General features: G+C 66.4%; 13 protein-coding genes. 1 reads left to right on the top strand and 12 read right to left on the bottom strand.

The annotated features are described in order from the left end of the window. Positions 1 to 37: 37 nt before the first annotated feature. The 7 genes from ACFQU0_RS17310 to ACFQU0_RS17280 are packed head-to-tail and all read right to left on the bottom strand — an operon-like array spanning position 38 to position 5,603. Positions 38 to 1,081: a histone deacetylase family protein gene (locus tag ACFQU0_RS17310; RefSeq protein ID WP_382202975.1), complete on the bottom strand. Its 1,044-nt coding sequence runs from the start codon at positions 1,079 to 1,081 to the stop codon at positions 38 to 40. Positions 1,082 to 1,092: 11 nt separating this feature from the next. Then, positions 1,093 to 1,941: an enoyl-CoA hydratase-related protein gene (locus ACFQU0_RS17305; RefSeq protein ID WP_382202973.1), complete on the bottom strand. Its 849-nt coding sequence runs from the start codon at positions 1,939 to 1,941 to the stop codon at positions 1,093 to 1,095. A gap of 58 nt (positions 1,942 to 1,999) precedes the next feature. After that, a complete protein-coding gene (locus ACFQU0_RS17300) occupies positions 2,000 to 2,476 on the bottom strand; it encodes a putative metalloprotease CJM1_0395 family protein (protein ID WP_382202971.1) in 477 nt (158 codons plus the stop codon). Between the two features lie 43 nt (positions 2,477 to 2,519). Then, positions 2,520 to 3,689, bottom strand: coding sequence for a DNA polymerase IV (dinB, locus tag ACFQU0_RS17295; RefSeq protein WP_382203041.1), 1,170 nt, complete (start codon positions 3,687 to 3,689; stop codon positions 2,520 to 2,522). 45 nt (positions 3,690 to 3,734) lie between these two features. Beyond that, positions 3,735 to 4,439, bottom strand: coding sequence for an anti-sigma factor (locus tag ACFQU0_RS17290; RefSeq protein ID WP_382202969.1), 705 nt, complete (start codon positions 4,437 to 4,439; stop codon positions 3,735 to 3,737). Further along, on the bottom strand, positions 4,436 to 5,002 hold the full coding sequence (locus tag ACFQU0_RS17285; protein ID WP_382202967.1) for a sigma-70 family RNA polymerase sigma factor: 567 nt from the start codon (positions 5,000 to 5,002) through the stop codon (positions 4,436 to 4,438). Before ACFQU0_RS17285 ends, ACFQU0_RS17290 begins: the two co-directional genes overlap by 4 nt. Positions 5,003 to 5,045: 43 nt before the next feature. After that, complete coding sequence (locus tag ACFQU0_RS17280) at positions 5,046 to 5,603, bottom strand: DUF3455 domain-containing protein (protein WP_382202965.1); 558 nt, start codon at positions 5,601 to 5,603, stop codon at positions 5,046 to 5,048. A gap of 103 nt (positions 5,604 to 5,706) precedes the next feature. Between ACFQU0_RS17280 and ACFQU0_RS17275 the strand changes: the two genes are divergently transcribed. After that, a complete protein-coding gene (locus ACFQU0_RS17275) occupies positions 5,707 to 6,357 on the top strand; it encodes a GDSL-type esterase/lipase family protein (RefSeq protein ID WP_382202963.1) in 651 nt (216 codons plus the stop codon). Between the two features lie 18 nt (positions 6,358 to 6,375). On the opposite strand, the gene ACFQU0_RS17270 is transcribed toward ACFQU0_RS17275, so the two are convergent. Genes ACFQU0_RS17270 through ACFQU0_RS17250 form a run of 5 tightly spaced genes read right to left on the bottom strand, consistent with a single transcriptional unit; the run spans position 6,376 to position 11,937 of the window. After that, a complete protein-coding gene (locus ACFQU0_RS17270) occupies positions 6,376 to 7,809 on the bottom strand; it encodes an aldehyde dehydrogenase family protein (protein ID WP_382202961.1) in 1,434 nt (477 codons plus the stop codon). A gap of 2 nt (positions 7,810 to 7,811) precedes the next feature. After that, a complete protein-coding gene (locus ACFQU0_RS17265; RefSeq protein WP_382202959.1) occupies positions 7,812 to 8,729 on the bottom strand; it encodes a dihydrodipicolinate synthase family protein in 918 nt (305 codons plus the stop codon). A gap of 8 nt (positions 8,730 to 8,737) precedes the next feature. Beyond that, the gene (locus ACFQU0_RS17260; protein ID WP_382202958.1) at positions 8,738 to 9,910 is read right to left on the bottom strand and encodes an L-rhamnonate dehydratase; all 1,173 of its coding nucleotides are present in this window, start codon (positions 9,908 to 9,910) and stop codon (positions 8,738 to 8,740) included. A gap of 29 nt (positions 9,911 to 9,939) precedes the next feature. Beyond that, positions 9,940 to 10,965 carry a 4-hydroxythreonine-4-phosphate dehydrogenase PdxA gene (locus tag ACFQU0_RS17255; protein WP_382202956.1) on the bottom strand — a complete coding sequence of 342 codons (1,026 nt, stop codon included), beginning with the start codon at positions 10,963 to 10,965 and terminating at the stop codon, positions 9,940 to 9,942. A 6-nt stretch (positions 10,966 to 10,971) separates the two neighbouring features. Continuing rightward, the gene (locus ACFQU0_RS17250) at positions 10,972 to 11,937 is read right to left on the bottom strand and encodes a Bug family tripartite tricarboxylate transporter substrate binding protein (protein WP_382202954.1); all 966 of its coding nucleotides are present in this window, start codon (positions 11,935 to 11,937) and stop codon (positions 10,972 to 10,974) included. Between the last annotated feature and the right edge of the window lie 132 nt (positions 11,938 to 12,069).

Below are 12,069 nucleotides of genomic sequence, written 5' to 3'. Positions count from 1 at the left end.
GCCCCCAAGCCCTGCACCTCAAGCCCAGCTGCCGTGCTCAAGTGGCGTCGAGGTCTTGCAACAGGTTCACCGCGTTCACACCCACCTCGGCCACTGCGTAACCGCCCTCGAACGTGATCACCGTGGGCAGGTCGAGTGCCGCGATGTCCGCGCCCACTTGCAGGTAGTCGGCGCTGCGCAGGTGAAAGCCCGAAATCGGATCGCCCTCGAAGGTGTCCAAGCCCGCAGCCAGCACCAAAGCCTGGGCACCGAAGCCGCGCACCGCATCGAGTGCCGTGTGCAAAGCCGCTCGCCAGGTGGGCCAGTCGGTGCCACGGGGCAGGGGCAGGTTGAGGTTGAAGCCGGCGCCATCGCCCGCGCCGAGCTCATCGGCGTGACCCAGGAAGAAGGGGTATTCGGTGCGTGGGTCGCCATGGATAGAAACCGTGAGCACATCCGCACGCTCGTAAAAAATGCTTTGTGTGCCGTTGCCGTGGTGGTAGTCCACGTCGAGCACGGCCACACGTTCGATGCCGCCGTCGCGCAAGGCCTGGGCGGCCAAGGCGGCGTTGTTGAGAAAACAGTAGCCACCAAAAAAGTCGGGACCGGCGTGGTGACCCGGTGGCCGTGTCAGCGCAAAGGCGCGGCGTTCGCCGACCAGCACCGCGTCAGCCGCCGCCAGCGCGCAGGCCGCTCCCATTTGCGCGGCGGCCCAGGTGCCGGCCATCAGCGGCGTGCCCGCATCGAAGGAGTACAGGCCCATGCGGGCGGCAAAATTCTCGGGCTCCACATCGGCGCGAAAGCCCCGCACCGGCCACACCGAAGGCAGGGCGTCGAGCGCGGCGTTGGCCGGGTCCACGGCCACCCATTGGTCCCAGGCACTGGCCAGAAAGTCGAGGTAGCGCGCGCTGTGCACACGCTCAAGACGGCTGCGCTCCGGTGCCGCGTTGGGGGTCAGCAAGTCGCCCATGGGGCGTCGCTGCAGCTCGTTCAGCACATGGTCCAGGCGGTCGGGCACCTCGTGGCAAGGCACCAGACGGCCACGGTACATCTCTTGGCGGCCGGCGTGTTGGGCGTGAAGGGGGTTGTGGAAAATTTTCATGGGCGCGATTGTCAGCCCAGGTCGGCGAATCGTTTCAACGGTGTCAGCGGCGTGAAGTCGCCCCCGCGTTTTTCCTTCATGGCGGTGATGGACTCGCGCACGTGGGCGTTGCTCCAGATGGCGCCTTGCAGCCAGCCCATCTGGCGCAGGCTGTCCTCCACCGAGTGGTCGCGTGCGTAGTGCAGCGCCTGTTTGGTGCCCCAGATGGCCACGGGCGGCTTGGCGGCAATCTCACGCGCGCACTGCAGGGCCGCGGCAACGGTGGCCTCGTGGCTGTCGAACACGGCGTTGACCAGGCCCAGCTCGCGCGCCTGCGGTGCGCCCAGGCGCCGCCCGGTGTAGGCCAGTTCTTTCACCAGGGCCATGGGCAGCAGCTTGGGCAGGCGCTGCAGCGTGCCCACGTCGGCCACCATGCCGATGTTGATTTCCTGGATGCAGAAGAAGGCATCGGCCGTAGCGTAGCGCACACAGCAGGCGGTGACCATGTCCACCGCACCACCGATGCAGCCGCCTTGAAGCGCCACGATGATGGGCACGCGCAGGTTCTCCAACTGGGTGAAGGTGGCTTGCATGTCGGTCAGCAGATCAAAGATGGCCGCGCGCCCTTCGGGGCTTTGGTCGTCCATTTGAATAGCGCCGGCAAAGGTCTCCAGCGACATGCCAGCGCTGAAATGTTTGCCGGTGCTGCTGATGACCAGCGCGCGCGCCGTGCCCGCGCGGTGCAGCGCGGTCAGCACCTCGCCCAGCTCGCGCCAGAAGGTGGGGTGCATGGTGTTCATGGCCTCGGGGCGGTTGAGCACCAGGTGGGCAACGTGCTCGGTTTCGGTCAGCGTGAAGCAGCTCAGGGGGGGGAGGTTCATGGTGGAGGTGGTGAAATGAAACGGGCCCACCACGGCGGCGGGCAGCCTGCAAAAATGATCAGGCCCAGACCGACAGCCGCGGCGTCTCGGACGTGACAGCGTCCCGCTGCAGACGTGCCAGTTCGCGCACACCTTCGGCTTGCAGCGCTCGGCCGGCGGCGGCCACGCGCAAGTCCTGCCCACTGGGTTCGGCGGGCGCCAAGGCCGCCGCCTGTATGCGCCGGCCCTTGTCGATGTTGGCTTGCGGGCTCTGCTCGGCTGAGGTGTCCACCCCGACCTCGCCGCCCACCGCATAGGCACGGCCGTCGGGCCCGTAGGCATAGGTGTAGCTGGGCCCGCTGGTGACCACGCCCTGACCGGCCGCCATGTGCGCCATTTCGTGGGCGCGAACCTTGGCGTCGGTGGCCTTGAGTTCGGCCACACGTTTGAGTTCGGCCTCGGTCAGTTGTTGGGTGCCTGCCTGGGCCGCACGTGCCTGTGCTTGCCCGACCGTGTTGCCGGGGTAGGGCGTGGCGGTGGCGTTGCCAATGTTCATGGTGTCGCCCGATTGTCTCGGTCGGGCTGGCAGCGGACAAGTGTCAGTCGTCGCCAAACAGGGGCAGGGTGGCAGGTTCGGGCGCCGGCACCGACTCGGGCGGTGCATCGACCCGGCTCAAGCCGCCCACACGCACGCCCAGCAAACGCAGGCGGCGCTGCAGCGGCGCACGTTTCAGCGCCAGGCCAGCCGCGCGACGCAGGGTGGTGGCGTCGGCGGTGGGGGCGGGCAGGCTGTGGTCGCGCGTCACGATCTTGAAGTCGTCAAAGCGCAGCTTCACGCCCACCGTTTTGCCCACGTAGCCTTTGCGCTGCAGGTCGGCGGCCACCTGTTCGCACAAGCGGGTGAACACGGCACCCAGCTCGGCCTTGTCGCGCACGGCGTGCAGGTCGCGGTCAAACGTGGTTTCGCGGCTCATGGAAACGGGTTCGCTTTCGGTCACCACCGGGCGTTCATCGCGGCCATGCGCAGCATCGAAGAGCCAGGCGCCGTAAGCCTTGCCGAAATGTTCGATCAGCCAGGGCCGCTCGCGTGCGGCCAGGTCGCCGATGGTGACGATGCCGTGACCTTGGAGTTTTTCGTCGGCCTTGGGGCCGATGCCATTGATCTTGCGGCAGGGCAGGGGCCATATCTTGGCCTGCAGATCGGCCTCAAACACGATGGAGATGCCCTGGGGCTTGTTGAACTCGCTGGCCATTTTTGCCAGCAGTTTGTTGGGCGCCACGCCGATGGAGCAGGTCAGACCGGTCGCCTCAAAGATGCTTTTCTGAATCAGCCGCGCCAGCACGCGCCCGCCCTCGCGTTGGCCGCCGGGCACGTCGGTGAAGTCGATGTAGACCTCGTCTACACCCCGGTCTTCCATCAACGGAGCGATCTCGGTGATGACTTCTTTGAAGCGGCGTGAAAAACGTCGGTATTCGGCGAAGTCCACCGGCAACAGCAAGGCGTCGGGGCACAGCTTGGCGGCTTTCATCAGGCCCATGGCCGAGCCCACGCCGAAGGCGCGCGCCGCGTAGGTGGCGGTGGTGATCACGCCCCGGCCCACATAGCCTTTCAGGCGCGGGAAAGCGTCCACCGGGATGCGATCCAACGCGTTGCCGTACGCGGCCGCCAGCGCATCGTCTTCTTGCCGTCGGCCGCCGCCAATGACCACCGGCAGGCCCTTGAGCTGCGGGTAGCGCAGCAGCTCCACCGACGCGTAAAAGGCATCCATGTCGAGGTGGGCAATGCGTCGCACGACCGTCTCTGTCCGCTCCGCTCAGGTGACGGGCACGGCCCGTCCGATGAACTGAATGGGCCCCGTGGGCCGACCCGTGGGCGAGCCGGTGGCGGGCTCCAGTGTCAGCTCGAACAGCTGGTTGGGTTGCAGCGCGGGCAGCTTGTCCAGCGGCACCTGGATGCGCTGGCCCGGCTTGACCAAGCCGAGCGACACCGGTGCATTCCAGTCGTCGGCCTTGGTCCAGAACTCCAGCGCCCTGTCGGCTGGCACCTCCATGGCGGCCAAGGGGATGAGACTCACGCTGCGTGTGTCGCTGGCCTGCACCACCCAGCCTGGCGCTTTGTCTTGCGGCGCCACCAGCACCACCAGAAAGCGGGGGGCATCGGCAGGTGGCTGGTTGACGAGCACGGCGGCCATCAACGCGGCGGCGGCCATGCCGCTCACGGCCAGGCCCCGCCACAGGGCCAGGCTGTTCCAGCCCAGGCGCCACCAAGGTGGGCGTGGGGCGAGATCGAGGCTGGTTTCGATGCGTTGCCACAGGCGGGCCGGTGGCACCACGGGTTCGGCAAGCGCGGCCAGGGGTTGCAGGCGGCGCTCCCAGGCAGCCACGGCCAGCGCCAAGTCCACATCGGTGGCCAGCTTTGCCTGCACCGCAGTGCGCAGCGGTGCAGGCAGTGTCCCTAGCACGTACTCGCCCGCGAGGGCATCGCGTTCGTCGGCCGATAGTGTGTCGAGTGGCTTCATCCGATGCAGTCACGCAAGGCAGCCAGGCTGCGTTTGATCCAGGCCTTCACCGTGCCCAGGGGAGCGCCCGTGCGTTGGGCGATCTCGCTGTGCGAGAGGCCGTCCACGTAGGCGTGAAGTATGCAGTTGCGGCGCACCGGCTCCAGTTGCTCCAGGCAGGGGGCGATGCGCGCGGCACTGTCTTGCCACGCGAAGCTGTCCTGCGTGTCGCGCCAGGCGGCGAGTGACTGCGCCATGTCGAGCGCCTCCCCGGTGTCCTCGTCCACCGTCAGCTCGCGTTGGCCGTCGCGCACGGCGTTCAGGGCCAAGTGGCGGGCGATGCTGTAGATCCAGCCCCGCGCCTCGCCCCGCGAGGCATCGAAGCTGTGGGCGCGGCGCCATATGTTGACGAAGGCGTCGTGCACGATGTCTTCAGCCAGGGCCATGTTGCGCACGATGCGCTGCACCACGCCCAGCAGGCGCGGACTTTCCTGCTGGTACAGGCGTTGCAGCGCTGCGCCGTCGCCTTCCGCGCAGGCAGCAAGAGCAGCTTCGTAGTCGAACTCAGAGGGCGGTGCGGTCATGGCGCTGCGCAGGATAGCACCGCCTGCGCCCGCCCCAAGCCGGTCAGCCCATTTTCCAGAAGATGTAGTCGGCTTGGTATTTCACGATCTGTTTGGCCCCCAGGTTGGCTTGGCCGCAGGTGCTGGCCGGCGCGACACCGCCTTGGGTGGCCACGCGCTGGATGTGCGTGACGCCCTGCATGGCGCCCGCGCCTGTGGCCGGGTTGGCCTTGACCAGTTGCAGCGGGATGTTGCCGTTGCCGGTGGGCGCCACGGCCAGCTGGATTGCGGTCAACTTGGAGCCATCGTTGGACTCCCACGTGGCCGGCGGGCCGTAGTACTTGCCCACGGTCTTGCCGCTGCGGTCCATCAACTTGGCGTCCGGGCCAACGAACACCCATTCGAACTGGCCAGCCATGTCCTTCTTGGCGCGGCATTCGTAGGTGATGTCGCCCGCACCCACGGTCTCCATGGCCACCTTGTGACCGGCCGGCACCTTGACCGCGTCGGGCAGGTGGGACTGGGAGAAGGTGGCATAGGGTGCGGTCATGGTGCCGCAGGCGGTCAACAAGGCCAGGGCAGACGCGGAAGCGGCCAGAACAGCAATACGGTTGGTGTGCATGGTGTTGAGCTCCATCAGGTTGGAAATGAAGCAGCGAAGGTGCTGCTACCAGGCTCTACACGCCGGATGCGGATTTGGATGCAGTGGAGGCAGAAACATTTTTATGAGCGCGACAATGGCGCTCATGCTGCGACGCATTTTTTTATTTGTGAGTTTGTTGCCGGCCGTGCTTGTGGGCTGCGGCGAACCGGCCAGACACAACGCCGTACCCACCGGCCAGACCGTGCTCGCCTTTGGCGACAGCGTGACCCATGGCACCGGCGCGTCTGCGGGCGAAGACTGGCCCACGCTGCTGGCCACCGCCACCGGTTGGCAGGTGATCAACGCCGGTGTGCCGGGCGACACCGCGCAGGCGGCGCAGGCGCGTTTGCCGGCCTTGCTGGCGCAGCACCGGCCTGCGCTGGTCATCATCGAAATCGGTGGCAACGACTTCCTGCGGCGGCGCACTGCCGCCGATGTGAAGGCCGATGTGCGTGGCCTGATCCAGGCCGCCAAGGTCAGCGGCGCCCAGGTGGTGCTGGTGGCGGTGCCGGCGCTGTCGCTGATGGCTGCGGTGGCAGGGCGCCCCAGCGATGCGCCTTTGTACGCCGAGCTGGCCGAAGAGGAACAGGTGGCGCTGGTGCCCGAGGTGTTCTCCCGCGTGCTGGGCGACGCCGCCCTGCGCACCGATCCCGTTCACCCCAACGCCGCCGGTTACCGGGAGATGGCACAGGGTTTGCACCAGCGGCTCAAGGCGCTGGGGATCTCGCCTTGAACTCCGCCTTGATGCCCATCACGCCAGCGTGTACGCCGTTTTCACCGTGGTGAAAAACTCCGCCGCGTAGCGCCCCTGCTCACGCGCGCCGTAGCTGCTGCCCTTGCGGCCGCCAAAAGGCACGTGGTAGTCCACGCCGGCCGTGGGCAGGTTCACCATCACCATGCCCACCTGGGCGTGGCGCTTGAAGTGGCTGGCGTGTTTGAGGCTGGAGGTGGCGATGCCGGCCGAGAGGCCAGACGGCGTGTCGTTGGCCACCGCCAGCGCTTCTTCGTAGTCCTTCACACGGATCACGCTGGCCACCGGGCCAAACACCTCCTCGCGGTTGATGCGCATGCCGGGCGTGGTGTCGGTGATGAGGGCGGGCGCCATGTAGAAACCTTCGGTCTCGCGTTGGAGGCGCTGGCCGCCACACAGCAAGGTGCCACCTTCACTTTGCGCGATGGCAACATAGCTCAAGTCTTGTGCCAACTGGGCTTCGCTCACCACGGGGCCGATGTCGGTGCCTGCCATCAGCGCGTTGTCCACCTTGAGCGCGGCCACACGGGCTTGCAGCGCCTCGATGAACGCAGGGTAGATGCCCTGCGTCACGATCAGGCGGCTCGACGCCGTGCAGCGCTGTCCGGTGGAGAAAAACGCGCTCTGCGCACACAGCTCCACTGCCTGCTTGAGGTCGGCGTCGTCCAGCACCACCTGGGGGTTTTTGCCACCCATCTCCAGCTGCACCTTTTTGTGCTGTGCCACGCAGGTGGCGGCGATGCGCTGGCCCACGCCCTGCGAGCCGGTGAAGCTGATGCCGTCCACCCCCGGGTGGTTCACCAGCGCCTCGCCCACGCTGCGGCCCTGGCCCATGACGAGGTTGAACACGCCGGGCGGTATGCCACTGCGGCTGATGATTTCTGCCAACGCCCACGCGCAGCCGGGCACCAGATCGGCGGGCTTGATGACCACACAGTTGCCGTATGCCAAAGCGGGTGCGATCTTCCAGGCTGGGATGGCGATGGGAAAGTTCCAGGGTGTGATGAGGCCAATGACGCCCAGCGGCTCGCGGGTGATGTCCACCCCAATGCCGGGGCGCACCGAAGGCAGGGTTTCACCAGCCAGGCGCAGGCATTCACCGGCAAAGAACTTGAAGATCTGGCCGGCGCGGGTCGCCTCGCCCATGGCTTCGGGCAGGGTCTTGCCTTCCTCGCGCGCCAGCAGGCGGCCCAGTTCTTCGCCGCGGGCCAGGATTTCGCTGCCGATCTTGTCCAGCGCGTCGGCACGGAGCTGCACGCCGCTGGTGGACCAGGCGGGAAAGGCTGCGCGTGCGGCGGTCACGGCCGCGTCCACATGCGTGGCGTCGCCCAGGGCGTACTCGCCCACCACGTCGGCCAGGTTGGAGGGGTTGAGGTTGGGCGCGCTGGCGCTGCCGACAAGCCATTCGCCGGCAATGTAGTGGGCATGGCTCATGTTCAACGCCCCCAGCGCAGCACCAGCGGGTCGAGGCGGCGGGCTGCGTCCAGCAGGCCTGCGCGCACCTCGGGCGACATGGGCGGGAAGGGGTGGCGTCCGGCCTCGCAGGCGATCACACCACCGGCCTTCATCAAGGCCTTGGCACTCAGGATGCCGCCCTGGCGGTTCTCCTGGTTGATCAGCGGCAGCCACTTGGCATAGGCGGCCACGGCGGCTTCGCGGTCACCGGCCAGGTAGGGGTCGATGATGGTGCGGATGCCGTCGGGGAAGGCACCGCCGGTCATGGCGCCTGTCGCGCCAGCGTCCAGATCGGGCAGCAGGGTGATGGCTTCTTCGCCGTCCCAGGGGCCTTCAATGGCATCGCCGCCCAGGCGGATCAGCTCGCGCAGCTTGCTGGCGGCACCGGCGGTTTCGATCTTGAAGTAGCTCAGCTGCTCAATCTCTTTGGCCATGCGCGCCAGGAAGGGCGCTGACAACACCGTGCCGCTGGCGGGCGCGTCCTGCACCATGATCGGGATGGTGATGGCGTCGGACACACGCGCATAGAACTCGAAGATCTGCGCTTCGGGCACACGGAAGGTGGCGCCGTGGTAGGGCGGCATCACCATCACCATGGCCGCGCCCATGTCCTGCGCGCGCTTGCTGCGCGCGGCACACACTGCCGTACCGTAGTGGGTGGTGGTGACGATGACCGGCACGCGTCCGGCCACGTGTTCCAGGCAGGTGCGGGTGATGACTTCGCGCTCTTCGTCGGACAGCGAGAACTGCTCGGAGAAGTTGGCCAGCAAACACAGGCCGTTGGCGCCGGCATCGATCATGAAATCGAGGCAGCGCTTCTGGCTTTCCAGATCGAGTGATCCGTCATCAAAGAAGGTGGTGGGCACCACCGGGAACACGCCGGTATAGCGTCGTTGCATGGCGGGCCTCACTCGACGATGTGGAACTGGTCCAGGTACTCGGTCTTGAGCGTCAGGCCCAGGCCCGGCACGTCGTCCTTCAGATCGAGGAAGCCGTTCTCGGCAATGGGCTCGCCGTCGAAGATGTACCAGAACAGTTCGTTGCCCACCTCAACGTCGAAGATGGGAAAGTACTCCGCCATGGGCGAGGCCAGGGTGCTCATGGTCAGGTGGTAGTTGTGCATCTGACCGGCGTGCGGAATGACCGGCACGCTGTAGGCCTCACACAGCGCGTTGATCTTGTGCGCGGCGGTGATGCCACCCACGCGGTTGGTGTCGTACTGCACCACGCTGACCGCCTTTTTGTCGAGCAGTTGCTTGAAGCCGTAGAGGCTGAATTCGTGCTCGCCGCCGCTGATGGGCATGTGGCCCATGGCATTGAGTTCGGCGTAGCCGTCGATGTCGTCGGCAATCACCGGCTCCTCCAGCCAACGCGGCTCGAACTTGGCGAGTTTGGGCAGGATGCGTTTGGCGTACTCCAGGTTCCAGCCCATGTAGCACTCCAGCATCAGGTCGTTCTCGTAGCCGATGACCTCGCGCACCGCTTCGACGGATTTGAGGTTCTCCACCACACCTTGCTGGCCGTGGGCAGGGCCGTAGCCGAAGCGCATCTTGAAAGCCTTGAAGCCCTGGTCTTTGAACTGCTGTGCCTCGTCCTGCATGGCCTTGAGGTCGGTGCGGTAGAGCTTGCTGTAGTAGCAGGGGATCTTCTCTTTGGTGCGTCCGCCCAGCAGCTTGAACACCGGCTTGTTGACACTTTTGCCCAGGATGTCCCAGATGGCCAGATCGACCGCCGAGATGGCGGCCATGGTCACGCCCTTGCGGCCCCAGGCGTGGGTGGCGCGGTACATGCGCTGCCACAGGTACTCGTAGTCCCATGGGTCCTGGCCCAGCACCAGCGGGGTCAGGTACTCGTCGATGATGGCCTTGGCGATCTTGGGTGCCAGGGCCACGTTGCCCAGGCCGATGATGCCGCTGTCGGTCTCGATTTCCACCACCGTCCAGGAATGGAAGCGGAAGGTGCTCATGGTCTCGGTCTTGGAATAAACCAGGTCCATGGCGTTGGAGCAGAAGTTGCCCTGGGGCGGAACGGTCTTGCCTTTCCATTCGTAGACGCGGGCGCGGACGGCGGTGATTTTCATGTTGGATCTCGGGGTGTCTGGAAAAGGGATCAGGCGGCACGCCGCTGCTGCAGCGAACGGCCCATGCGGATGGCGATCTGAAAGGCTTGCCAGGTGGCGTCCACGTTGGCGCGGCCAAGGCCTGCGATGTCGTAAGCGGTGCCGTGGGCGGGCGTGGTGATGGGGATGGGCAGGCCACCCTGCACCGTGACGCCTTTGCTGAAGCCCATGAGCTTGATGGCGATCTGGCCCTGGTCGTGGTACATGGTCACGATGGCATCAAAGAGACCATCGCGCGCCTTCAGAAAGATGGTGTCTGCGGGAAAGGGGCCGGCGATGTCGAGGCCTTCGGCGTTGAGGCCGGCCACGGCGGGCGCGATGATGTCGATCTCTTCGCGGCCACACACCCCACCGTCGCCGCCATGGGGGTTGAAGGCGGCCACCGCCACACGCGGCCGCGTAACGCCAGCGGCGCGCAACGAGGCGTGGATGAGCCGCGTGGCCGACTGGATGCGCTCCACGCTGAGGTAACTCGCTGCGTCTTTCAGCGGGATGTGGGACGACACACGCGAGGTCCACAAGCTGCCCAGGGTGTTGAACTCGCAGAAGTAGCTGGTCACGCCCAGGTGCTCGGCAAAGTGGTGCAGTTCGTCCTCGTGCTTGAGGCCACCCAGCTTCATGGCCTGCTTGTTCAGCGGCGCGAAACAGATGGCGTCCACCGCGCCGGCCAGGGTGGCGTCCATGCAGGTGTCGAGCACTTTCAACACGCTGCGCCCGCCGGCCGCGCCCACCTGGCACACGGCCACATCGGCCTGCGCGATGCTGTCCACCGCCACGAAGGCCGGGCGGGTGGTGTGGCTGCGGCCACGCGCCTCGGCCAGCGAGGCGATGGGCTCGGTGGCCACGGCCACGCCGGCCACCTGCTGACCCCAGGCCCACAGCCAGGGGTCACCGATCAACACGACGTTGGCGTCTTGTGTGGCCTCAGGCCGCGCCAGCAGCCGCGCGATCAGTTCGGCGCCAATGCCGGCGGGGTCGCCCAGGGTCAGGGCGACAACGGGAAGGGGTGCTTGCATGGTCGGTCAGTCGAGTTTGATGTTCTTCTTGCGGATCAGCTCGCCATAGCGCTGGTTCTCGGCGTTGTGAAAGGCCTGGAACTGCGCTTGCGACATGGGGGTCAGGTCGGCGCCGATGGCGCTCAGGCGGGCCTGCGTCTCGGGCATGGCGATCACCTTGTTGATGTCGGCGTTGAGCTTGTCGATCACCGCCTTGGGCGTGTTGGCGGGTGCGTAGACGCCGTACCAGGCACTCATCTCCACGCCCTTCACGCCGGCTTCCTCCATGGTGGGCACGTCGGGCAGTTGCGGGTTGCGTTTGGCGGCGGCCACGGCCAGCGGTTTGATCTTGCCGTTCTTGATGTGGCCCATGACCGAGGGCATGGTGTCGAAACTCATCTGCACCTGGCCGGCGATCAGGTCGATCAGGGCCGGGCTGCTGCCCCGGTACGGGATGTGGGTGATGAAGGTGCCGGTGGCATCCTTGAACAGCTCGGCCGCGATGTGTTGGGTGCTGCCGGCGCCGCTGGTGGCGTAGTTCAACTGGCCGGGTTTGCCCTTGGCCAGCTTGACCAGATCGGTCACGTTGTTGACCCCCAGTGAGAGGTTGGTCACCAACACGTTGGGCACGGCGCCCACAAAGGCCACGGGCACCAGGTCCTTGTTGTTGTCGTAGCTGAGCTTGAGCAGGTGGGGCGCGATGGCGTGGGCGGTGGACACGCCCATCACCAGGGTGTGGCCGTCGGTGGATTTGGCGGTGATGTCCACCGCCAGGGTGTTGGAGGCGCCGGGGCGGTTTTCCACCACCACACTGTGTTTCAGCAGCGGGCCCAGGCGGTCGGCCACGGCACGGGCCATGGCATCGGTGCCGCCGCCGGGGGCCGAGCCCACCAGCAGCTTCACGGGCTGGCGGGGCCACTCCTGGGCGATGGCCGAGGTCAGGGCGGTGGCGGCCAGGCCGCAGGCGAGGGCAAAACGCTTCAGGTTCTTCATGGGTTTGTCTCCGTTGGGAAGGCTCGGTTTGTGAATCAAGGCCAGTGGATGCTAGTGTGCTGTCCCGTTATTTTCTGGCATTAATCCTGCATGCCAATGCGGTATCTTGGGAACGGAGATACCGCCATGAGA

It is taken from the genome of Hydrogenophaga defluvii, from assembly GCF_042665235.1.
GTDB classification, from domain to species: domain Bacteria; phylum Pseudomonadota; class Gammaproteobacteria; order Burkholderiales; family Burkholderiaceae_C; genus Hydrogenophaga; species Hydrogenophaga defluvii_A.
The sequence above is the reverse complement of the archived record's forward strand: the minus strand, read 5'-3'. Positions and strand labels throughout refer to the sequence as shown.

Bases quoted from the DNA above. Each gene is read 5' to 3' on its own strand.
- ACFQU0_RS17310 (WP_382202975.1), bottom strand. From the start codon at position 1,081: ATGAAAATTTTCCACAACCCCCTTCACGCCCAACACGCCGGCCGCCAA.
- ACFQU0_RS17305 (WP_382202973.1), bottom strand. From the start codon at position 1,941: ATGAACCTCCCCCCCCTGAGCTGCTTCACGCTGACCGAAACCGAGCAC.
- ACFQU0_RS17300 (WP_382202971.1), bottom strand. From the start codon at position 2,476: ATGAACATTGGCAACGCCACCGCCACGCCCTACCCCGGCAACACGGTC.
- dinB (WP_382203041.1), bottom strand. From the start codon at position 3,689: ATGGATGCCTTTTACGCGTCGGTGGAGCTGCTGCGCTACCCGCAGCTC.
- ACFQU0_RS17290 (WP_382202969.1), bottom strand. From the start codon at position 4,439: ATGAAGCCACTCGACACACTATCGGCCGACGAACGCGATGCCCTCGCG.
- ACFQU0_RS17285 (WP_382202967.1), bottom strand. From the start codon at position 5,002: ATGACCGCACCGCCCTCTGAGTTCGACTACGAAGCTGCTCTTGCTGCC.
- ACFQU0_RS17280 (WP_382202965.1), bottom strand. From the start codon at position 5,603: ATGCACACCAACCGTATTGCTGTTCTGGCCGCTTCCGCGTCTGCCCTG.
- ACFQU0_RS17275 (WP_382202963.1), top strand. From the start codon at position 5,707: ATGAGCGCGACAATGGCGCTCATGCTGCGACGCATTTTTTTATTTGTG.
- ACFQU0_RS17270 (WP_382202961.1), bottom strand. From the start codon at position 7,809: ATGAGCCATGCCCACTACATTGCCGGCGAATGGCTTGTCGGCAGCGCC.
- ACFQU0_RS17265 (WP_382202959.1), bottom strand. From the start codon at position 8,729: ATGCAACGACGCTATACCGGCGTGTTCCCGGTGGTGCCCACCACCTTC.
- ACFQU0_RS17260 (WP_382202958.1), bottom strand. From the start codon at position 9,910: ATGAAAATCACCGCCGTCCGCGCCCGCGTCTACGAATGGAAAGGCAAG.
- ACFQU0_RS17255 (WP_382202956.1), bottom strand. From the start codon at position 10,965: ATGCAAGCACCCCTTCCCGTTGTCGCCCTGACCCTGGGCGACCCCGCC.
- ACFQU0_RS17250 (WP_382202954.1), bottom strand. From the start codon at position 11,937: ATGAAGAACCTGAAGCGTTTTGCCCTCGCCTGCGGCCTGGCCGCCACC.